At 68.3% G+C, this 21188-nt stretch carries 18 protein-coding genes; 9 read left to right on the forward strand and 9 right to left on the reverse strand.

All coding sequences use genetic code 11. The features are described 5' to 3' along the window. Positions 1–85: 85 nt before the first annotated feature. Positions 86–457, reverse strand: a complete 372-nt coding sequence (locus AC1DC5_RS12315) for a VOC family protein (protein ID WP_476865332.1) — start codon at positions 455–457, stop codon at positions 86–88. 163 nt (positions 458–620) lie between these two features. Between AC1DC5_RS12315 and AC1DC5_RS12320 the strand changes: the two genes are divergently transcribed. Then, entirely contained in the window at positions 621–1049 is a 429-nt protein-coding gene (locus tag AC1DC5_RS12320) for an OsmC family protein (protein ID WP_476865333.1), read from the forward strand. Positions 1050–1155: 106 nt separating this feature from the next. Here AC1DC5_RS12320 and AC1DC5_RS12325 read toward each other — a convergent pair whose 3' ends face one another. Next, entirely contained in the window at positions 1156–4734 is a 3579-nt protein-coding gene (locus tag AC1DC5_RS12325; protein ID WP_476865334.1) for a S41 family peptidase, read from the reverse strand. Between the two features lie 74 nt (positions 4735–4808). On the opposite strand from AC1DC5_RS12325, the gene AC1DC5_RS12330 reads away from it, so the two are divergent. Continuing rightward, positions 4809–5711, forward strand: a complete 903-nt coding sequence (locus tag AC1DC5_RS12330) for a TIGR01777 family oxidoreductase (RefSeq protein ID WP_476865335.1) — start codon at positions 4809–4811, stop codon at positions 5709–5711. 16 nt (positions 5712–5727) lie between these two features. On the opposite strand, the gene AC1DC5_RS12335 is transcribed toward AC1DC5_RS12330, so the two are convergent. Then, positions 5728–7629 carry a serine/threonine-protein kinase gene (locus AC1DC5_RS12335; RefSeq protein WP_476865336.1) on the reverse strand — a complete coding sequence of 634 codons (1902 nt, stop codon included), beginning with the start codon at positions 7627–7629 and terminating at the stop codon, positions 5728–5730. 109 nt (positions 7630–7738) lie between these two features. On the opposite strand from AC1DC5_RS12335, the gene lipB reads away from it, so the two are divergent. The 4 genes from lipB (at position 7739) to AC1DC5_RS12355 (ending at position 10753) form a co-directional block, all read left to right on the forward strand. Then, a complete protein-coding gene (gene lipB / locus AC1DC5_RS12340) occupies positions 7739–8407 on the forward strand; it encodes a lipoyl(octanoyl) transferase LipB (RefSeq protein ID WP_476865337.1) in 669 nt (222 codons plus the stop codon). Beyond that, positions 8404–9411 (forward strand): lipoyl synthase, encoded by a 1008-nt coding sequence (lipA, locus tag AC1DC5_RS12345; protein ID WP_476865338.1) that lies wholly within the window; start codon positions 8404–8406, stop codon positions 9409–9411. The genes lipB and lipA overlap by 4 nt, the downstream gene beginning before the upstream one ends. 89 nt (positions 9412–9500) lie before the next feature. Beyond that, on the forward strand, positions 9501–10262 hold the full coding sequence (locus AC1DC5_RS12350) for a DUF4191 domain-containing protein (protein ID WP_441405380.1): 762 nt from the start codon (positions 9501–9503) through the stop codon (positions 10260–10262). A 116-nt stretch (positions 10263–10378) separates the two neighbouring features. Further along, positions 10379–10753, forward strand: a complete 375-nt coding sequence (locus AC1DC5_RS12355; RefSeq protein WP_476865339.1) for a DUF3817 domain-containing protein — start codon at positions 10379–10381, stop codon at positions 10751–10753. 628 nt (positions 10754–11381) lie between these two features. On the opposite strand, the gene AC1DC5_RS12360 is transcribed toward AC1DC5_RS12355, so the two are convergent. Further along, positions 11382–11819 carry an RDD family protein gene (locus AC1DC5_RS12360; protein WP_476865340.1) on the reverse strand — a complete coding sequence of 146 codons (438 nt, stop codon included), beginning with the start codon at positions 11817–11819 and terminating at the stop codon, positions 11382–11384. 297 nt (positions 11820–12116) lie between these two features. Between AC1DC5_RS12360 and glnA (AC1DC5_RS12365) the strand changes: the two genes are divergently transcribed. Continuing rightward, positions 12117–13541, forward strand: a complete 1425-nt coding sequence (gene glnA, locus AC1DC5_RS12365) for a type I glutamate--ammonia ligase (RefSeq protein WP_224049282.1) — start codon at positions 12117–12119, stop codon at positions 13539–13541. A gap of 82 nt (positions 13542–13623) precedes the next feature. Here glnA (AC1DC5_RS12365) and AC1DC5_RS12370 read toward each other — a convergent pair whose 3' ends face one another. The 5 genes from AC1DC5_RS12370 to glnA (AC1DC5_RS12390) form a co-directional block, all read right to left on the reverse strand. Next, positions 13624–13824 (reverse strand): AsnC family protein, encoded by a 201-nt coding sequence (locus AC1DC5_RS12370; protein WP_476865341.1) that lies wholly within the window; start codon positions 13822–13824, stop codon positions 13624–13626. A gap of 88 nt (positions 13825–13912) precedes the next feature. Further along, entirely contained in the window at positions 13913–14428 is a 516-nt protein-coding gene (locus AC1DC5_RS12375; protein ID WP_441405376.1) for a GNAT family N-acetyltransferase, read from the reverse strand. Between the two features lie 69 nt (positions 14429–14497). Continuing rightward, entirely contained in the window at positions 14498–14914 is a 417-nt protein-coding gene (locus tag AC1DC5_RS12380; RefSeq protein ID WP_476865342.1) for a VOC family protein, read from the reverse strand. A gap of 81 nt (positions 14915–14995) precedes the next feature. Beyond that, on the reverse strand, positions 14996–18007 hold the full coding sequence (locus tag AC1DC5_RS12385) for a bifunctional [glutamine synthetase] adenylyltransferase/[glutamine synthetase]-adenylyl-L-tyrosine phosphorylase (protein WP_476865343.1): 3012 nt from the start codon (positions 18005–18007) through the stop codon (positions 14996–14998). A gap of 9 nt (positions 18008–18016) precedes the next feature. After that, a complete protein-coding gene (gene glnA / locus AC1DC5_RS12390) occupies positions 18017–19357 on the reverse strand; it encodes a type I glutamate--ammonia ligase (RefSeq protein WP_346926188.1) in 1341 nt (446 codons plus the stop codon). Between the two features lie 288 nt (positions 19358–19645). Between glnA (AC1DC5_RS12390) and panB the strand changes: the two genes are divergently transcribed. After that, complete coding sequence (gene panB, locus AC1DC5_RS12395; protein WP_476865344.1) at positions 19646–20584, forward strand: 3-methyl-2-oxobutanoate hydroxymethyltransferase; 939 nt, start codon at positions 19646–19648, stop codon at positions 20582–20584. Between the two features lie 206 nt (positions 20585–20790). Then, positions 20791–21186 carry a PLDc N-terminal domain-containing protein gene (locus tag AC1DC5_RS12400; RefSeq protein WP_441405372.1) on the forward strand — a complete coding sequence of 132 codons (396 nt, stop codon included), beginning with the start codon at positions 20791–20793 and terminating at the stop codon, positions 21184–21186. The last annotated feature ends 2 nt before the right edge of the window (positions 21187–21188 follow it).

The following is a 21188-nucleotide window of genomic DNA, read 5'->3' on the forward strand; positions in this document are numbered from 1 at the left end:
CCCGACTTAACGACGACGGCGACGCATCCCGCGCGGGGTGCGTCGCCGTCGTCGTTAAGCCGCGTCGCAGCCCGGTTTCAAAAGCTCAATCGCCGGCAATGCAGAACTCGTTGCCTTCGGGATCCTGCATGACGTCCCAGTGGAAATCGCCAATGTCGTTGCCTTCGACGAAGCCGGCACCGAGCGACTCGGCGAGAGCGCGCAGCGCCGCGGGATCGGGCCCGTGGATATCCAGGTGCAGGCGGCGCCTGCCTTCCGTGGGCTGCTCGACCTGCTGGAAGGCCAGCTGTGGTGCTCCGGGGCCGGCGGGCTGGAGCCAGACGAACTGATCGAAGCGCGAAGATACCGCGGTACCCAGCAGAGCCGCCCAGAACTCTGCCAGCCGCTCGGCATCCACGGCGTTGACCATGATTGTGGCGATGCGCGCCGCGGGCGCATCGGGTTCAGTGATTTCCATGCCGACACTGTACCGATGGCCCATTGCCGGTGGCGCCGTGCGCGGGTCACAATCCACTGACAGCGGAACCCCCGTGCGCCGGCCCGGCTGAATCCCTAGGATGGGACACGGCACGACCGGCGCACGCGCCGGATCACGCATTGAACTATGACGAGGAGTGGACATGGCAACAACACGCACCGCACACACCGTTTGGAACGGCGACCTGATGTCAGGCGCCGGCAACACCACCCTGGACAGCTCCGGACTGGGCAACTTCGACGTCACCTGGAAGGCACGCGCTGAAGCGGCCGAGGGCAAGACGAGCCCCGAAGAACTCATCGCCGCCGCGCACTCGGCCTGTTTCTCGATGGCCTTCAGCCACGCCCTGGCCGGCGCCGGCCACACGCCCGAAGAAGTCAACACCAAGGCGGACGTCACGTTCGTTCCCGGGACCGGCATCTCGGACAGCCACCTGACCGTGAGCGCACGCATTCCGGGCATCTCCGAGGACGAATTCCAGCGCCTCGCCGAGGAAGCCAAGGTGGGCTGCCCCGTCTCGGCCGCCCTCACCGGCATCAAGATCACCCTGGACGCCACGCTGGTCTCCTAGCACCTGCCGCTAGACGGCGAAGGCCCCCGCTCCCTGCTGGTCAGGGAACGGGGGCCTTCGCCGTCGGGGGGTGTGCCCGTCGGGGGTGCCCGTCTGGGGGTGTTGGCTAGCTGCCCTGGCGGCGGGCCGGCAGCGGGGCAGGCCGGACGAGGCGGTAGCCTTCGCGCAGCGGCGGCCGGTCGGTGGGCAGCTCCTGGATCATTTCCTTGAGCGCGCCGATGCCGTATTCCAGCTGCGGGTCCGTGCCGGCGGCATAGGCATGCGGCGGGAAGGTCACTTCGATGTCGGGCGCGACGCCGAAGTTCTCGACCCCCCAGCCCACCCCGCCGGAGAACCACGTGGCGTAACGCGGCTGGGTCACGCCGGTCCCGTCGGCCAGGGCGAAGCGGTTATCGATGCCGACGACGCCGCCCCAGGTCCGGGTGCCGATGACGGGGCCGATCCCCCGCAGCTTGGAGACCTGGGTGATGATGTCGCCGTCGGAACCGGCGAATTCGTCGGTCAGGATGATGACGGGACCGCGCGGCGCGTGGTGCGGGTAGGTCCGCGGCCTCTCGCCGCGCGGCATGCTCCAGCCGGTGACCTTGCGGCCGATGAGTTCGGCAACAAGCTGGGAGGTGTGTCCTCCCCGGTTGCGGCGGACGTCGACGATCAGCCCGTCGAGGGCCGTCTCGGTGTCAAGGTCGCGGTGCAGCTGGGCCCAGCCGTTCGCCATCATGTCCGGAACGTGCAGGTAGCCGAAGGTCCCCTGCGAGGCCTGCCGGACAGTCCGGCGGTTGGAAGCCACCCATTCCTGGTACCGCAGCCGCTCCTCGTCCTTGACCGGGACCACGGCGACGCGGCGCTGCTTCCCGGCCTGGTCGCCGTGCCCGGCACCGTTGCGCAGGGTGAGCTCCACCGCGCGTCCTGCGGCGCCGACCAGCTGCATGGCGGGAGTGCGCGCCTCGGTGAGCTCGACGCCGTCGATCGCCAGCAGCACGTCGCCGGGCTTCGCGTCAGCACCGGGCCGGGTCAGCGGCGAGGTGGCGAGCGGGTCGGAGGACTCCCCCGCGAGGATCCGGGTGATCTCCCAGCCCTCCCCGGCGAAGACGAGGTCCGCGCCAAGGCGACCTTGGCCGTTGCTGCCGTTCTCGGTGACGGCGGCCGGGCGGACGTAGGCGTGGGAGGTGCCCAGTTCACCGTGGAGCTCCCACAGCAGGTCCACGAGGTCATCGTGCGAGCCGAGCCGGTCCACGATGGGACGGTAGCGGGCGTGCACGGAGTCCCAGTCCTGCCCGGCCATGTCTTCGGTCCAGAAGAAGTCCCGCTGGAGCCGCCAGGCTTCATCGAAGGCCTGCCCCCAGACGCTGAGCGGATCCAGCTGCACGCGGATGCGGCTGAGGTCCACCTTGACCAGCTGGCCGGACTCCTCGTCCGCCTTGGCGCCGGCGGGCGAGACGCGGATTTGCTTGTCGTGCAGGGCCACAACCTTTTCGCCGTCGCCGGAGAGCCGGTAGCTGTCCAGCGCGTCCACGATCGTGGTGGTCTTGCGGCGGGCCAGGTCGAAACGGACGAGGCAGGGTGCCGCGTTCTTGTCCTCGACGCTGGCGCGGCCCTCGCCGGTGGCACCGGAGAGTTCGCTGTCGAGCCAGAGCAGGGCCCCGGCGGCGGCGGTGAGGGCGGAGTAGTTGCCCTGCGGAACCGGCACGCTGATGACGCGGTGGGCCAGGCCCTCGGCGTCGACCCGGACTACCGGAACGTGCTGCCCAACGGACTTCTCCGCCGGAGTCCCGGCTGTGTCGTCCCGCAGGGGGTCCCGCAGGTCTTCCTGCAGGTCAACGCTCGGGCCGAAGGGCGAGGGGGTGTCCGCGGCGAGGGCCACGAGGTAGGGCTTGATCGGGCTGGGGAAGGACAGGTCGAAGGAGTGCCCGTCGTAGACCGGGTCGAAGCTGCGGTTGGAGAGGAATGCGAGGTACTTGCCGTCGGGGGTGAACGACGGCGATTCGTCGCGGAAGCGTCCGTCGGTGACCTCGACGATGGCGCGCTTCCCGTCCGCTGCGTTGCCGGCGTCGTCCACGGCCGTGATCCGCAGCCGGCTGCGGGAGCCGAAGGACGTGACCGGCTCGGACCAGCCCAGCCAGGCGGAGTCCGGGGACCAGCTGAAGCCTTCGATGCTGCCCTCGCCGATGCTGCTCACGAGGGACAGTGCGCCGGTGCGCGTGTCGGCGAGGTAGATGTCGCCGAAGGCCGTGCCGACGGCGAGCCAGTTCCCGTCCGGGCTGGCCTCGATGGCGCTGGCCCGCGTGGGCTTGGGGAAATCGATCCTGGTGGACTGGCTGGACTGGCGTGACTGCCCCTGCTGCGCAGCGGGGTAGCCTTCCGCCGCACCAGCGGCGTCGTCTGCGTTGCCGCCGGCGGTGTCGGCTGTGTTCGCGGGGTGGCGGTCCGGTCCGTCCGCTCCTGCCGCCGGGACGGCGGTCACGGCGTCGGGCCGGGTGAGGGCTGCAGCCGAAACGGGCCTGGGCAGGGGCGCGCCGGCGTCGGAATCCTGCATAGACGAGGGGGCCTGCTGTGCCGGAGCTGCTGGCTGGCTGCCGGACTTCGTGCCGAAATCGGGGTTGCCGGCAATTGCCCGCAGGTACAGGGCCTCGACGCCGTCGTGATCGGCGACGTAGGCGATCCGTCCCTCGCCAAAGGGTCGGGGCAGGCGGGCCCGGACGCCGGGGGTGGCTTCCAGGACGCGGGAGGGCCCGTCCTTGTGCCGCAGCCAGTGCAGCGTGCCGTGGGATTCCACGGCGCTGGAGCCGCCGGTGCGGTCCGGAACCACGTCTCCCAGATGCCGTGAGGTCTTCAGCGGCGCCGCGCGGCGGGCCTGGGAAGCCGATCCCAGCGAAATCTCGAGTTTGACGGCGTCCGAGCCGAGGTCCGGCAGCAGCCACAGTTCGCCGGCCGATTCGAAGATGATGCGCCTGCCGTCGGTGGCGGCGTGGCGGACGTAGAAGTCCTCGCGGTCCGTGTGGCGGCGCAGGTCGGAGCCGTTGGGCAGCACGGAGTAGACGTTGCCGTAGCCCTCGTGGTCGGAGAGGAAGGCGATCCGTCCGTCGACCCACATCGGGTCGGTCAGGTTGCCGTCCAGTTCTGCGGCGAGGCGTTCGAATTCGCCGTTCCCGTCGCCGTCGATCCACAGCTTGCCGGCGGTGCCGCCCCGGTAGCGCTTCCACCATGCGGGTTCGCGGGAGAGCACGCTGGCCAGGACAACGGGACGTTCGTCGCCGACCACCGGCCCGAAGGCAACGGACTCCACCGGGCCCAGCGGGAGTTCAGTGGCCCAGCCGCCCGTGACGGGAAGGCTGTAGGCATGGGTGAGGCGGCTGTCGGCCTGGCGGAAGGCGCTCGTGACCAGGACATCGCCGTCGGGCGTGAAGCCCTTGACCTTCGTGGACGCGTGGCCGAAGTAGCTCAACTGGCGGTAGCCGCCGCCGTCGACATCCGCGGTGACAACTTCCGGCGCCGTTCCTTGAACGACCGTCCACACCAGCTTCTTGCCGTCCGGCGTGAAACGGGGGTTCCGGGCGGGCAGCTGCAGCGAGGACACGCGCCAGGCGCGGCCCCCGCCGAGGGGCGCAATCCAGACGTCGTCCTCGGCCACGAAGGTGACCAGATCGCCGTGCAGATGCGGGAAACGGAAGTAGCGCGAAGAAGTCATCGTCCGATCATAGTCAAGACCGGCCCTCCCGCCCGGGAGGTGTCCCGGCCGTGCCGGGCATGGTGAGATGGATCATGCGAATCATTGTTGCCGGAGCCTCCGGGCTGATCGGAACCGCCCTTTCCAGCACCCTGCGCAGCGCCGGGCACGACGTCGGCGCCCTAGTCAGGCGGCCCCCCGCCGCACCCGGCGAGTTCCAGTGGAATCCCGGCGAGGGCCGCATCGACGACGCCGCACTGAAGGGAGCGGACGCCGTGATCAACCTCTCCGGCGCCGGCATCGGCGACCGGCCGTGGACCCGGGCACGGATCAGCGAACTGCGCAGCTCCCGGCTGGACGCGACGCGGACACTGACGTCGGCCATGGCCCGCCTGGATACCCCGCCCGCGGTCTTTCTGAGCCAGTCCGCGTCCGGCTACTACGGCAGTGCCGGTCCCGAGCTGCTCCGCGAGAACTCACCCGCCGGCAGCGGCGTCCTCGCCCGGATCTGCGCCGACTGGGAGGCAGCCGCGCACGAGGCTCCCGCCGGCGTCCGGGTTACCACGCCCCGAACCGGCGTCGTGCTGAGCCGTTCGGGCGGCGCCTTGGGACGCTTGATGCCGCTGCTGCGCCTGGGCGTGGGAGGCCCGCTGGGCAACGGCCGGCAGTACTGGCCGTGGATCACGCTGCCCGATGTCGCCGGCGCCTTCGCGTTCCTGCTTGAGAGTCCGCTGTCCGGGCCGGTGAACGTTTGCGCCCCGGAGAGCGCCGACGTGAACTCCCTGATCTCGCAACTGGCCGGCGCCCTGCACCGGCCGGCGGTGCTCCGCGTCCCGGCGCCGGTGTTGCGCCTGGTGATGGGCCAGCTCGCCGACGAGCTGCTGCTCGCCAGCCAGCGGATGGAGCCAGCAGCCCTCAGCGGGGCAGGCTTCGAATGGCAGCACCCGTCCCTCGCGCAGGCCGCCGCCTGGGTGGCGGAACGCGGTACGAAATCCTGAGCATCCCCGACGTCCGTTAGCCGCCGGCGTCGGGGGTGCCAGCTGCGGCACCGCCGGCGTCGGGGGTGCCGGTACTCGCGGGAAGAATGTCCTGGATCCGCCAGCGGCCCTCGACCGGGGCCAACACCAGCCGCAGCCGCTGTTCCGGCACGGCAGCAGCCTCGCCCACCACAACCCCGGTGGCGGCCCGTTCCTGATACGCGGACGTGCTGACAGTGACGGCCACCACGGCGAGCAGTCCGCCGCTGTCTTCGGTGGCCGCCGCCTGGGTCACGACAGTGGTGAACGCTGCCAGCACCCGGCCCGACTCCTCGAGGCCGGAGCTGATGCGTCCGTCCGCCACGGCCGCAGACGACGCCGGGACGTTGACCTGATCCAGCAGCCGGAAGTCCCCCGTGCTGAACGCCAGAGAGCGAAGCCAAGCCAGCCCACGGACCGCTTCCTCGGGGTTCTGTGAGTCAAGCTGCGCCCGCACCTCGGGCGGAACGGCGGCCGCATCCATGGCTGGCGTCGCAGGCTCCGGAGCGGGGTCCGGGACAGCCTGCGCGGGCTCCTTCGCAGCCTCAGCCTCCATCGCGGCGAAACCCGGGAATGCCGGGGGTACCGGGCATCCCGCGAGGCCCCACCCTGCAACGAGGACAGCCAGGACGGCCAGTCCCACAGCTGCGGCCCGGAAACCGCGGAGGCCCAACGGATTTCGGCGGGCTGCGCCAGTGCGGGCGGCGCCTAAGCGGACAGCATCCGAGCGGACGACATCCGAGCGGGGGGCGCCTGAGTGGACACCAACTGAGCGGACGACACCTGAGTGGACTGCGCCTGAACCGGCGGCATCGGAGGCTTCCACGCCCGAACGGGCCGAGTGGCGCGCGCCGGCGTTCCGGGAGGGTCTCCCGGTGCCGGACGGCCCTCCCGGCGGAGGGGGCCAGGCCACGCGGGGCTTGTGGAAGCGTCGCCGAAAGACCCGGAACTGTTCGACCCGCCGTTCCCGCGCCGTGGCGGGCAAGGAGCGCCGCGTCAGCAGTTGTGGGATGACCGTGGGGTGGACGGAGACCGACAGGTCAACCGGTGCTGCCACGGCGCTGCGGTGGACGGCAATAGCCAGCTCCGCAGCAGAAGGCCGCAGCCTGCGGTCCTCATGAAGTCCGGATTCCAGCGCTGCGGCCAGCTCCGCCGGAACTCCGGGAACCAGCAGCGGCAGCGGCGGCCGCTGCGCACCAGGCTCGGGAGACCGTCCGGTCAGGCAGTACCAGCCCAGCGCCGCGAGCGAATACACGTCACGCTCCGGTTGCAGTCCGGCCCGGACGGCGTCCACCGGCGCGGGGTCGCGGAAGCCGTCGGTCCCGGCGCCGGCCACGGCCGTGGCGTCAGCCACCATGCGCGCCACGCCAAGGTCCGCCAGCAGCGGCTTGCCGTGCGCGGTGAACAGCACATTGCCGGGCGAGACGTCGCCGTGCGTGAATCCCTGGCCATGCAGGTACGCGAGGGCCTGGGCAATCGGAGTCAGGACCGTCACCGTCTCCCCCGGCCCCAGCTCCCCCCGGCCGGCCACGAGCTGCTCCACTGAACCGCCCGCCGCATAGTCCATGATCAGCCCGATCGCCTCGCCCCAGTCGGCGTCGGCGTCGTCATCGCCCGAACGACCCACCTGGCCGCCCGGCAGGCGCACCACCGAGTGCGCCCGCACCAGGTGCTCATGGTCAAGGACGGACAGGATCCTCACCTCGCGCCGAATGGCTTCCTCCGCGTCGCCCCGTTCGAGGCCATCGCCGGCAGGGAAGCACTTCAGGGCGTACTCGCTGCCTGTCTGGCGTTCGGTCACCAGCCACACGGTGGCGTTGCCGCCGCGCCCCAAACAGCGGCCGACGTCGAACCCGGGCACCTCGGGCGCCGAACCGCTGGTCCGTGCGTAATCCTCCATGTCCAAGGAATACCGGATCTGCGGAAATCCCGCAGAAGTTATCCACAGGACGGTGAGAGCTTCACCACAGAATCAGCTGCTGGGACGGCCGGGGTCTAAGCTGGATGCCATGACTCTTGAGTTCTCCCAGCTGGGTCTCGCCCCGGAATTCGTCGAATATACCCGCGGCTGGGACATCCAGCGCGAACTCCATGAGCGCGTCGCCGCCGGCGCGGCCCCCAGCACGGTCCTGCTGCTCGAACACGCCGCCGTCTACACGGCAGGCAAACGCACCGAAGACCACGAGCGCCCCTTTGACGGCACCCCCGTGGTCCCGGTGGACCGCGGCGGCAAGCTCACCTGGCACGGTCCCGGACAGCTCGTCGGCTACCCCATCATCAAGCTGAAGAACCCGGCCGGGATCCGCGACTACGTGGAGCGGCTCGAAGCCGTGATCATCGCCGTCCTGGCCGACTACGGCATCGAGGCCGTCCGGATCAAGGGCCGCGCCGGCGTCTGGATCGACCAGGACGAGAAGGGTCCGGCGCGCAAGATCGCCGCGATCGGCATCCGCGTCCACGAGGGCGTCACGATGCACGGCTTCGCGATCAACTGCAACAACGACCTTGCCCCGTATGCCCAGATCATCGCGTGCGGCATCACCGACGCCGGCGTCACCACTATTTCCCAGGAGACGGGCCGGGAAGTCACTCCCGCCGACCTCGTTTCACGGATCATCGAAGAACTGCGCAACAATGAAGAAGCGCTAGTTGCAACCCATGAAGGAGCTCTACTGTGACCCTGGCACCAGAAGGCCGGAAAATGCTGCGCATCGAACAGCGCAATGCGGCCACCCCGGTGGAACGCAAACCGGAATGGATCAAGGCCAAGGTCCAGATGGGTCCGGAGTTCGTGCAGCTCAAGAACCTCGTCAAGAAGGAAGGCCTCCACACCGTGTGTGAAGAGGCCGGCTGCCCCAACATCTTCGAATGCTGGGAAGACAAGGAAGCCACCTTCCTGATCGGCGGCTCCGAATGCACCCGCCGTTGCGACTTCTGCCAGATCGACACCGGCAAGCCCTCCCCCGTGGACGTTTTCGAACCCACCAAGGTGGCCCGCTCGGTCCAGTCGATGCAGCTCCGCTACGCCACCGTCACCGGCGTGGCGCGCGATGACCTCGCCGACGAGGGCGTCTGGCTCTACGCCGAAACCGTCCGCAAGATCCACGAACTCAACCCGGGCACCGGCGTCGAGCTCCTGATCCCGGACTTCTCCGGCAAGCCCGAGCACATCGAGGCGATCTGCGACTCCAAGCCCGAGGTGTTCGCGCACAACGTCGAGACCGTGCCCCGGATCTTCAAGCGCATCCGTCCGGCCTTCCGCTACGACCGGTCGCTGGATGTCATCACCCAGGGCCGCAAGCTCGGCATGGTGACCAAGTCCAACCTGATCCTGGGCATGGGCGAGACCCGCGAGGAAATCTCCGAGGCGCTCCGCGACCTGCACGAGGCCGGCTGCGACCTGATCACCATCACCCAGTACCTGCGCCCGTCCGAGCGGCACCTGCCGGTGGACCGCTGGGTCAAGCCGCAGGAATTCGTGGACCTGCAGCAGGAAGCCGACGAGATCGGTTTCCTCGGCGTCATGTCCGGACCGCTGGTGCGTTCCTCCTACCGCGCCGGACGTCTCTGGGCAACCGCGATGCGCAAGAAGGGCTGGGAAATTCCGGCCCAGCTCGCCCACATCGAAAGCTCCGGCAGCACCCGCCAGGAAGCCAGCTCACTGCTCGCAGCGCACTCCTGAATCCAGCTGTAACGATTGCGGCGCACGGCCGGCACCGGATTAATTCGGCGTCCGGCCCTTCGCCGTCCATCACGTAGAATTAAGGCACTATGGCGACTTCCCCTGATTCCAGCAACTCCACACCGGCTTCTGATGCTCCGAAGCGCGGCCTCTTTTCCCGTAAGCCCAAGGCGGCCAAGGTCAAGAAGCCGAGCCGCCTGAAGCAGATTGGCGAGGTCTTCCAGATGACCCGCCAGCACGATCCGATGGTTCCGTGGCTGATGCTGCTGGCGTTCCTCGGTGTCGTCGCTGTCAGCTTCGGCGTCGGTTTCGCGCTGGACAACTGGATTACCGGCCTGATCATCGGTATCCCGCTGGGCATCCTGGCCGCCACCCTGATCCTGTCCCGCCGCGCCGAGCGCGCGGCTTTCGCACGGATTGAAAACCAGCCCGGCGCGTCCGGCGCTGCGCTGGGCACGCTCAAGCGCGGCTGGATCGTCGAAGAGCAGCCCGTCGCCGTGAACCCCCGCACCCAGGACGCCGTCTTCCGCGCCATCGGCCGCCCCGGCGTCGTGCTCGTCAGCGAAGGCCCCACCACGCGCGTCAAGCCGCTGCTCGACGCCGAACGCAAGCGTCTCGCCCGCATCCTGCCCAACGTCACCATCCACGTGATCGAAACCGGCCGCGGCGAAGGCCAGGTTCCCATCAGCCAGGTCGCCAAGAAGATGACCAAGATGAAGAACGAACTGACCAAGCTCGAGGTCAGCACCGTCTCCAAGCGCATCTCCTCGCTCGGAAGCCGCCTGCCCATCCCCAAGGGCATCGATCCCTACAAGGCCCGCCCGGACCGCAAAGCCGCCCGCGGACGCTAGGCCACACGCCAGACTCAAGAGACGCCCCGGTAACCGCCTTTCAGGCCGGCAGCCGGGGCGTTTTCTTTGCTCACGACCTTCTTATACGTCCCTCGGACAGAACCGGAGACTCCACTATGAAACTGCCTTCCACCACTGCCGTGATCCGTATTTTCCGGGTCCTCGCGATCGCCGAGGCCTTCAGCTGGGCCGCGCTGCTGGTCGGCATGTTCCTCAAATGGGTCACCCGGACCACGGAACTGGGAGTGGAAATCGCGGGGCCGATCCACGGGGCACTCTTCATCGGCTACGGGATTGCAGCACTGAGCCTATGGGGCCTGCAGCGCTGGCCGTTCCGGGTGGCGCTCTTCGCCGGGCTCTCCGCGGTGTTCCCTTTCGCCACCGTCTGGTTTGAGCGCTGGGCCGGCCGTAGCGGCTACCTGACGGTGAAAGCGGGACAGGATGCTTCCGTTGTGGCGCAGGAAACCGTCGGCGAGACGGCCGGAGTCTAGCCGCGGTCGACTGCGCCGTCCTGCGGGAGATCCGGCCGAGTTCCGGCTAGCCGAACACGTCCATCTGACGCAAATGGCCGCTATGCGGGGTGGTTTGGCGGCCATTCGTGGCAAACGGACGCCGAATCGCCGCGGCCCAGGCAACCTCGAGGCGCCCATCTGACGCAAATGGCCGCTAAGCGGGATGGTTTAGCGGCCGTTCGTGGCAAACGGACGAGGGCTCCCTGCGTCCTGCCAAACTCGCGTCATCCTGCTGACTAAATTGGTGGCTAAGTGGGATGGTTTGGCGGCCATTCGTGGCAAACGGACGCCGGATCGCCGCGGCCCAGGCAACCTCCCGGCGCCCATCTGACGCGAATGGCCGCTAAGCGGGGAGGTTTGGCGGCCATTCGTGGCAAACGGACGCCGGATCGCCGCGGCCCTGGCAACCTCCCGGCGCCCATCTGACGCGAATGGCCGCTAAGCGGGAGGTTTAACGGCCGTTCGTGGCAAACGGACGAGGGCTCCCTGCGTCCTGCCACACTCGCGTCATCCAGCTGACGAAATTGGTGGCCAACCGAAGAGGTTCGTGGCAACCAGCCGCGTGGGCGGCCTCGGGACTGTGCCCGCCGCCGGACACCGGCAGGAGCTACATGCGGACGAGCACCGTGTTCATGGCCTTGTCGTGGATTCCGCGGTGGTCCGGGTCGAAGATGACGGCGGGGATCACGAGGCACAGCAGCAGGCTGCGGACCAAGGCGGGAACCGGGCCGGCCGGGCCGCCGCCGAGCCGGACGACGTGGATCCCCATGATGCGGTGGCCGATGCTGTAGCCCAGGGTGCCGACGAGCAGCGCCTGTTCGACGGCGAACACGGCCAGGGTTGCCCACGGGTTGCCGGCGAACGCGTAGTTGCTGATCACCAGCGCGATTGCCCAGTCAATGCAGATGGCGACGATGCGCCGGCCGGCCCGGGCAATGGACCCGGGCCCGGACTCGGGCAGGCCCAGCCGCTCCCCCGGGTACTTCGAGATGCCGGACGTGTCCGGCCCGCTGAGCCATGAGCCTATGTCTTTACGATCAACCACTCTCCAAGACTATCGGCAATGCGGGCCCTGCCGCGCTGTTCAGAGTGTGGACATCCTAGGGCCACACTCTGGTCACGGATAGGCCACGTTGTGGACAACGACTACCGTTTACATGTCAGGGCATTCTGTAACCTGCCGGAAACAAAGCGGACACCATGGGGAAATCCCGTGTCCTTAGGGTGGTAACAGTTGCTAGCGGCATAGGAGCGGGGCAGACCTTTGTGTTTACCCCGCTGTCGGACTGCGCTGGACCACACGGCCTGACGGCCAGATCTTTCACATGCATAAGGAGCATAGATGTTCAAGACTGCGGACGAAGTCCTCAAGTTCATCAAAGACGAAGACGTTAAGTTCGTCGATATTCGCTTCACCGACCTCCCTGGCGTTCAGCAGCACTTCAACGTGCCCGCCAAGAGCGTTGACGCCGACTTCTTCGTCAACGGCCAGCTCTTCGACGGATCTTCGATCCGCGGCTTCCAGGGCATCGCCGAGTCGGACATGCAGCTCATCCCGGATGTTACGACCGCGTTCCTCGACACGTTCCGCATGGAGAAGACCCTTGCGTTGAACTTCTCGATCGTGAACCCGCGCACCGGTGACCCGTACCACCGCGATCCCCGCGGCGTGGCCGAAAAGGCAGAGGCATACCTGGCTTCCACCGGCATCGCCGACACCGCGTTCTTTGCACCCGAGGCCGAGTTCTTCGTCTTCGACAACGTCCAGTACCAGTCCTCCCCGCAGGGCAGCTTCTACAAGATCGACTCCGAGGAAGCCCACTGGAACACCGGCCGCGAAGAAGAGGGTGGAAACCTCGGCTACAAGACTCCGGTCAAGGGCGGTTACTTCCCGGTCTCCCCCACCGACAAGCAGGCCGACCTGCGCGACGCCATGTGCATCGCCCTGGACGAGGCCGGCCTTGAGGTCGAGCGCAGCCACCACGAGGTCGGTTCCGCCGGCCAGGCCGAGATCAACTACAAGTTCACCACCCTGACCCACGCGGCTGATGACCTGCAGAAGTTCAAGTACGTCATCAAGAACACCGCCGATGCCTGGGGCAAGTCGGTCACCTTCATGCCGAAGCCGGTCTTCGGTGACAATGGCTCCGGCATGCACTGCCACCAGTCGCTGTGGAACGGTGGCGAGCCGCTGTTCTACGACGAAAAGGGTTACGCCGGCCTCTCCGACATGGCCCGCTGGTACATCGGCGGCCTGCTGAAGCACTCCTCGGCCGTGCTGGCCTTCACCAACCCGACGGTGAACTCCTACCGCCGCCTGGTCAAGGGCTTCGAGGCTCCGGTCAACATGGTCTACTCGCAGGGCAACCGCTCCGCCGGTATCCGTATCCCGATCACGGGCTCCAACCCGAAGGCCAAGCGCATCGAATTCCGCGCTCCGGACCCCTCCTCCAACCCGTACCTGGCCTTCGCGGCCCAGCTGATGGCCGGCATTGACGGCATCCGCAACCGCATCGAACCGCCGGCTCCGATCGACAAGGACCTCTACGAGCTCCCGGCCGAGGAAGCCAAGGACATCCCCAAGGCTCCCGGCACGCTCGAAGAGGCACTGGATGCACTGGCCGAGGACAACGAGTTCCTCCAGGCCGGCGGCGTCTTCACCCAGGACCTGATCGACACCTGGATCGAGTACAAGTACGAGAACGAGATCCGTCCGCTCTCGCTGCGCCCGAACCCGTACGAGTTCGAGCTGTACTACGGCGTCTAGTCGCCCAAGAAATGACGACGGCGGCCCCCACCATTCCGGTGGGGGCCGCCGTCGTTAACGGGCCTCGCCAGATGGTCGCCGCTCAGCGTTTTCCGTACTTCTTGTGCACGGCCTGCTTGCTCACACCCAGACACGCGGCAATGGCCTCCCACGACAGGCCGGCCCGGCGGGCGCGCAGCACGGCCTCAGTTTCGGTACGCGCCACTTCCTTGCGCAGTTCCGACACCGCGTAGAGCGCCTCTGCCGGGCTCTTGCCGTCCATCGATCCGATCAGGGTTTCCATCAAGAACCTCCTGGCGTCAACCTTAGATGACGCCGCCGGCGTCGTCAATGAATGTTGACGTAATCCTGCCGGGGGCAAGAAGACCAGATCAGAAGGGCCGGTACATGGTCCGCTGCGGGCCGGCGTCGCTGCCAAGGTACCGTCCGCAGTCCTCGAAGCCGGCTTTGCGGTAGGCGGCCTGCCCGGCGGGGTTCTCTTCGTTGACGGAAAGCACGACGCCGGTCTGCTCCCCGCCGAGGGCGGCGTTGAGTTTCGCGGCTGCCTGCACGGCGGCGTCGGCCGCCAGGGAACCGAGGCCCTTGCCCTGCTGCCGGCGGTCGACCAGGAAGCCGCGGAGCAGCCAGACCGAGTCGTCGTCGGGCCAGCCGGCCAGCGTCGCGGCTCCTGTCTGCAGCGTCAGCACGCCAACTGCGGCGCCGTTGGCGTCAATAGCGATGGGGTGGCGGGATTCCTCTTCCAGCCCGATGAGCATCATCCGCAGCGGCTCGCCGACGAACCGCCGCTGCTCCCCGGTGACCGAAAGTTCGGCGATCTCCCCCAGTTTGATGGCACGCGCGTCGTCGTCGAGGTTCTTCAGCGGCAGCAGCCACACATGTTCAGGCATAACAGAAGCGTACCCAAACCGGCGGGCTATCCCCGCCACAGACCGGGCCAGAGAGTGCCGCCGGCCGGGTTAGAGCGCTGCGTCCTTCGGCGGTCCGGCCGGGTCCATCCAGAAGACTTCCCAGAGGTGGCCGTCCGGGTCCTGGAAGCTGTGGGTATACATAAAGCCGTAGTCCTGCGCTTCCTGTGACGGTGAGCCGCCGGCGGTGAGTGCCTTCCGGACGAGCTCGTCGACCGCCTCGCGGCTGTCCAGCGAGAAGGACATGATCACCTCGGCGGCCGCGGAAACCTCCGCAACCGACTTGGATGTGAAGGTCTTGAAGTACGCCTCGACCAGCAGCATCACGAACGCGTCGTCGTTGACGATCATGCAGGTGGCGTTCTCATCGGTGAAGTCAGGATTGAAGGAGAACCCCAACGCGGTGAAGAACTCCACCGTCTTGTCGAGGTCCTTGACGGGGAGGTTCACAAACAGTTTTCTGGCCATCCGGCTAAGGTAGCACCGCGTCCGTGGGGTGTCAGCCCCCGGGCCCTCCCGCCGGTTCCGGGCGGGAGGGCCGGGGGGCGCTCACTGGTCGTAGAAGACCCGTTCGAACACGCCCCGGGCCCGCCGGCTCAGCCTCAGGTAGTCCTCCTCAAGCTCTGCGGCGTTGCCCTGACCGTAGCCGCACCAGCGGGCGACCGCTTCCAGGTCCCGGCGGGAGGACGGCAGGACATCCGACGCCCGCCCGGTCCAGACCACGTTGGCCGAGCGGATCCGGCTCGCGAGCCGCCAGGCCCGGAGCAGAATCACGACGTCGCCCGCCTCAAGGAGTCCGACGGCGGCAGCGGCCTCGAGCGCCTCCACGGTGGACGTGGTCCGCAGGCCGGGGTGGCGTCCGGCGTGCTGCAACTGCAGCAGCTGGGCCAGCCATTCGACGTCGCTCAGGCCGCCGCGGCCCAGTTTCAGGTGCCGGGCGGGGTCCGCGCCGCGCGGCAGCCGTTCCGCCTCTACCCGTGCCTTCACCCGGCGGACCTCCCGGACGTCCTGTTCGGAGATCGTCTCGGGGTAGCGGATCGGGTCGATCAGCGCCACATAGTCGGCGGCCAACTCGTCGTCGCCCGCCATGGGCCGGGCCCGCAGCAGCGCCTGCGCCTCCCACACGAGCGACCAGCGGCGGTAGTACTCGGCGTAGGATTCCAGCGACCGCACCATCGGGCCGCTTTTGCCCTCGGGCCGCAGGTCGGCGTCGACCATCAGGACGCGCTCGGCGAGGATGGCGGGCTTGAGCGGCTGGGTCAGCAGGTTGGAGAGCCTGCTCACGATCTGCAATGCCTGCTGCTGGGCCTCGTCCTCCGGGACGCCGGGCAGTCCGCGGTGCACATACATGACGTCGGCGTCGGAGCCGTAGCCGATCTCCCGGCCGCCCTGCCGCCCCATGGCGACCACCAGCACGTGGGTCTTGAGCGGCTCCACGGCGGTGACAACGTTTTCCGCCACGCGGAGGGCGCCGAGGACGGCGGCGCGGTCGGTGTCGGCCAGCGCCGCGCCCACCTGATCCTGGTCCAGCAGCCCGGCGCTGTCCGCGATCGCAATCCGCAGGATCTCGCGGCGCCGGATCAGCCGGATCAGGCGCATCGCGCTTTCCGGCTCGGCGTGGCGGGACATCTTGGAGACGATCTCCAGCCATTGCGCCTCAAACGTCAGCGGCACCAGGTCCTTGTCCGAACCGAGCCAGGCCACGGATTCAGGCGAAACCTCCAGCAGGTCTGCTATCAGCCGGGAGTTGGACAGCACGTGGCAGAGCCGTTCGGCCGCCGCCGTCGAGTCCCGCAGCATGCCGAGATACCAGTGCGTGGTGCCCAGAGCTTCACTGACGCGGCGGAAGGCCAGCAGGCCGGCGTCGGGGTCCACGCCCTCCGCGAGCCAGCCGAGCAGGATCGGCAGGAGCTGGCGCTGGAGCGCGGCGCGGCGGCTGACGCCGCCGGTGAGCGCTTCGATGTGCCGCATCGCGCCGCTCGGGTCGAGGTAGCCCAGCGCTGCGAGGCGGCCCTGCGCCGCTTCCGGGCTCAGCCTGGCTTCCTCGCTGCTGAGCGCCGCCGCGGTGTTCAGCAGCGGGCGGTAGAAGATGCGTTCGTGCAGTTCGCGGACGGAGCGTTTGGTCTTGCGCCAGGCCTCGGCCAGGGCGTCAGGTTTGGGCCGTTCGCTGGAGAACGGCCCCAGCACTGCTTTGGCCAGCGCCCGCAGCGAGTCGTCTTTGACCGGCATGAGGTGGGTCCGGCGCAGCTGGAAGAGCTGGATCCGGTGTTCGAGGAGCCGGAGGTAGCGGTAGTCGCGGTCGAATTCGGCGGCGTCGGAGCGGCCGATGTAGCCTCCGGCGGACAACGCGGCAATCGCCGAGGTCGTGTCGCGGCAGCGCAGGGTTTCGTCGGATTTGCCGTGGACCAGCTGCAGCAGCTGGACGGTGAATTCGACGTCGCGCAGTCCCCCGCGGCCCAGCTTGATCTGACGCTGCTCCTCGTCGACGGGAATGTGTTCGGTGACCCGGCGGCGCATGGAACGGACGGACTCCACGAAGCCTTCCCGGCCGGCGGAGGACCAGATCAGCGGCGCGACGGCGGCCTCGTACCGGGCCCCTAGCTCGGTGTCCCCGGCGATGGTCCGGGCCTTCAGCAGGGCCTGGAACTCCCAGCTCTCAGCCCAGCGGGCGTAGTAGCTTTCGTGCGACGCGAGGGTCCTGACCAGCGGCCCGGACTTGCCCTCCGGGCGCAGGTTGGCGTCGACCTCCCACAGCCCGGGTTCGCGGCCGATGGACATGATCGCCCGGGAAATGCCGGAGGCCAGGGCGGTGCCGATCGTGTTGGCGCGCGGATCGTCGAGCTCGCCGGATTCGATCACGTAGATGACGTCGACGTCGGAAATATAGTTCAGTTCGCGGGCGCCGCATTTGCCCATGCCGATCACGGCAAGCCCGACGTCGGCCACCTCGGTGGCGCTGAAGTGCTCGGCGGCCTCGGCCCGGGAGACCGCCAGGGCCGCCTCGATCGCGGCGCCGGCGAGATCCGCGAGTTCTGCACCCGCGGCGGGCATGAAGTCCAGGGGGTCGGCGGCGCAGAGGTCTTTGATGGCCAGTTCGACGAGCCCGCGCCGGTACTCCGTGCGCAGCGCCTCGTAGCCTTCCTGCCCGGTCAACGCCGCGACCGGCCGGCCCGATTTCGGATCGGCCCGCACGGACTGCAGCAGCCTGGCGCGCAGGACGGCGGCGTCCGCGGCGCGCGGTTCCGGGCTGGCCGTCACCTCAAAGGCGTCAAGGTGTTCGGGGTGGCGGATCAGGAACTCGCCCAGCGCCTCGGAGGCCCCAAGCACCCGGTACAGCGGCTCGCTGCGTTCGGACTCCGCGGCCGCGAGCTTGCGCAGGTCCGGGTGCTTCTCGATAAGCCGGACCAGGGACTGCAGCGCCGTGTCCGGGTTCGCGGCCAGCTGAAGTCCGGCGAACAGGACGTCCTGGTCCAGGCCCTCCAGTTCGGGGGCGGCGAGGAACCGCTCGCCCTTCTCCAGGTCGCTGAAACCGGCGGCGATGAGACGACGTGCCAGGCTCACCCGGGACGCCTAAAGGATGCCGAGGTTGCGCTGCAGCTCGTAGGGCGTGACCTGGAGACGGTAGTCCTGCCACTCGGCCCGCTTGTTGCGCAGGAAGTGCTCAAACACCTGCTCGCCGAGGATCTGCGGCATGAGTTCGGAATCCTCCATGGTGCGGATGGCGTCGTGCAGGCTGGCCGGGAGCGGGTCGTGGCCCATTGCGCGGCGCTCGGCCGAGCTCAGCGACCAGATGTCGTCCTCGGCGGCGGCGGGGAGCTGGTAGCCCTCCTCGATGCCCTTGAGCCCGGCGCCCAGCAGCACGGCGTAGGCCAGGTAGGGGTTGGCCGCCGAGTCGATGCCGCGGTACTCGATGCGGGCGGACTGGCCCTTGCCGGGCTTGTACAGCGGGACGCGGACCAGGGCGGAGCGGTTGTTGTGGCCCCAGCTGAGGTAGCTGGGGGCTTCTCCCCCGCCCCACAGCCGCTTGTAAGAGTTCACGAACTGGTTGGTGACGGCGGTGAACTCCGGGGCGTGCTTGAGGATGCCGGCGATGAACTGCCGTGCTGTCTCGGACAGCTGGAACTCGGCACCGGCTTCGTAGAAGGCGTTGGTGTCGCCCTCAAAGAGCGAGAAGTGCGTGTGCATGCCGGAGCCTGGGTGGGCCGTGAACGGCTTCGGCATAAAGGTGGCGTAGGTGCCCTGCTGCAGCGCGACCTCTTTGATCACGGTGCGGAACGTCATGATGTTGTCGGCGGTCTGCAGCGCGTCCGCGTAGCGCAGGTCGATTTCGTTCTGGCCGGGGCCGGCTTCGTGGTGGCTGAACTCCACGGAGATGCCGACCGATTCGAGCATGGTGACGGCGGTGCGGCGGAAGTCCTGGGCGACGCCGCCAGGGACGTGGTCGAAGTAGCCCCCTTCGTCCACCGGCACGGGAGCGCCGTCGGGGCCCGGATGCTGGGACTTCAGCAGGTAGAACTCGATCTCGGGGTGGGTGTAGCAGGTGAACCCCATGTCGGCGGCCTTGGCCAGGTTGCGCTTGAGGACGTTGCGCGGATCCGCGGCGGAGGGTTCGCCGTCGGGGGTCAGGATGTCGCAGAACATCCGGGACGTCGCTTCCGTCTCGCCGCGCCAAGGCAGGATCTGGAAGGTGGCGGGATCCGGCTGGGCCAGCATGTCGGATTCGAAGACCCGGGCGAGGCCCTCGATCGAGGAGCCGTCAAAGCCCAGGCCTTCCTCGAAAGCGCCTTCAACCTCGGCCGGGGCAAGCGCGACGGACTTCAGCGAGCCCACGACGTCGGTAAACCACAGCCGCACGAACCGCACGTCGCGCTCTTCGATTGTCCGCAGGACAAACTCTTGCTGGCGGTCCATAGTGGCCTCTTTCCGGGTTCAACGTCCGTGCCCGGGCCCGTCCTGACTCCCGCCAGGCATGGGTCCCGCAGCTGCTCAGGATTCACTTTACTAATCATTGCCATCGTTTGCTGGAGCAGCCGACTCACGTAACACAGCGTTAACATAACTTCCCGGGATCCGGTAGCCGGAAGCCTGCGCACCGGGACCCGCGACGGAGGCTGTTCACCCGGCCGTGTGATGTGATTCACCGGCCCGGCGTCCGGGGCCCGGTAGCTAGGACGCGCGGTATCGCACTACGCTCGTGCCATGGCCACAAGCAAAAGCCCCGATTCCAGCATGCCCGCAGCCGAAGTTGCGGCACCCTACGGCAACGGTCCTTCGGCCGCAGGCCCCGCGCAGCCCGCCGGTGCGGCGTCGGAAACTGCAGCGGCACCTGGCGGGCGGAAGCCGGTGACGAAGATCCGCACCCACCACCTGCACCAGGCGAAGCTCAACGGTGAGAGGTTTGCCATGCTGACGGCCTACGACCAGTACACGGCGGAAATCTTCGACCAGGCCGGCATCGAGGTCCTGCTCGTCGGCGACTCGGCCTCGAACAATGTGTTCGGCAACGAAACCAGCCTGCCCGTCACCGTGGACGAACTGCTCCCGTTGTGCCGCGCCGTCACCCGTTCGGCCCGGCGCGCCCTGGTGGTGGCCGACCTGCCCTTCGGCAGCTACGAGGTCTCCGCCCAGCAGGCCGTGGCCACCGGTGTGCGGTTCCTCAAGGAAGGGCTCGCCCACGCGGTCAAGATCGAGGGCGGCAAGTTTTATGCGGAGACGGTCCGGGCCATGGTCCAGGCCGGGATTCCCGTGATGGCGCATATCGGTTTCACCCCGCAGAGCGAGCACGCCCTCGGCGGCTACCGGGTCCAGGGCCGCGGCGATGACGCCCAGCGGCTGATCGACGACGCCGTCGCCCTGGCCGACGCCGGCGCGTTCTGCGTCCTGATGGAAATGGTTCCGGCGGAGACGGCGGCGGCCGTGGACGCCGCCGTCGAGGTCCCCACCGTCGGCATCGGCGCCGGCAACGCGACCACCGGCCAGGTGCTGGTGTGGCAGGACATGGCCGGCCTTCGTGGCGGCAGGATGGCGAAGTTCGTCCGGCAGTACGCGGACCTGCGCACCTCCCTCAGCGACGCCGCGAAGGCGTACGGGGAGGACGTGCGCTCCGGCCAGTTCCCCGGCCCCGAGCACTCCTTCTAAGCGGTCACCGCGGGCCGGCCTCCCGGCCGCCGCCGCGGGTTGGCCGGGCCACCTCATCCTTTTCGAACGATGCGGAGTTCCGCGCGCCCGGGCAGTCTGGCCATTAAGGGCCTGCATCGGGCCCCGGCAGATGTTCCGCCGTTCCTGCCCGCTTCGTGCGCGAAGCGACAGGCCGGACACCGGCGGGCACTAGTGGAGGAGTAGCCATGGGCTCAATTTCGACTAACTTCTGGGACATCCTGCTGTGGAGTTTCTGGTTCTTCATCTGGATTTCCGCCCTGATGGTGTGGTTCCGTTGCCTGTTTGACCTGTTCGGCGACCCCGATCTCAGCGGCTGGGGCAAGGCAGGCTGGGCGATACTGCTGATCTTCGTCCCGTGGCTCGGCGCGCTCATCTACCTGATCGCTAGGGGCCGCAGCATGGCCGGCCGGCAGATGAAGGCAATAGCCGAACAGCAGGCCGCCCAGCAGGATTACATCCAGCAGGTGGCCGGCAAGTCGACCAGCCCGGCCAGCCAGATCTCCGATGCGAAGGCACTGCTCGACTCGGGCGCCATCAACCAGGCCGAGTTCGATTCCCTCAAGGCAAAGGCGATGGCCTGAGC

The organism is Arthrobacter sp. 10L424, from assembly GCF_056395325.1.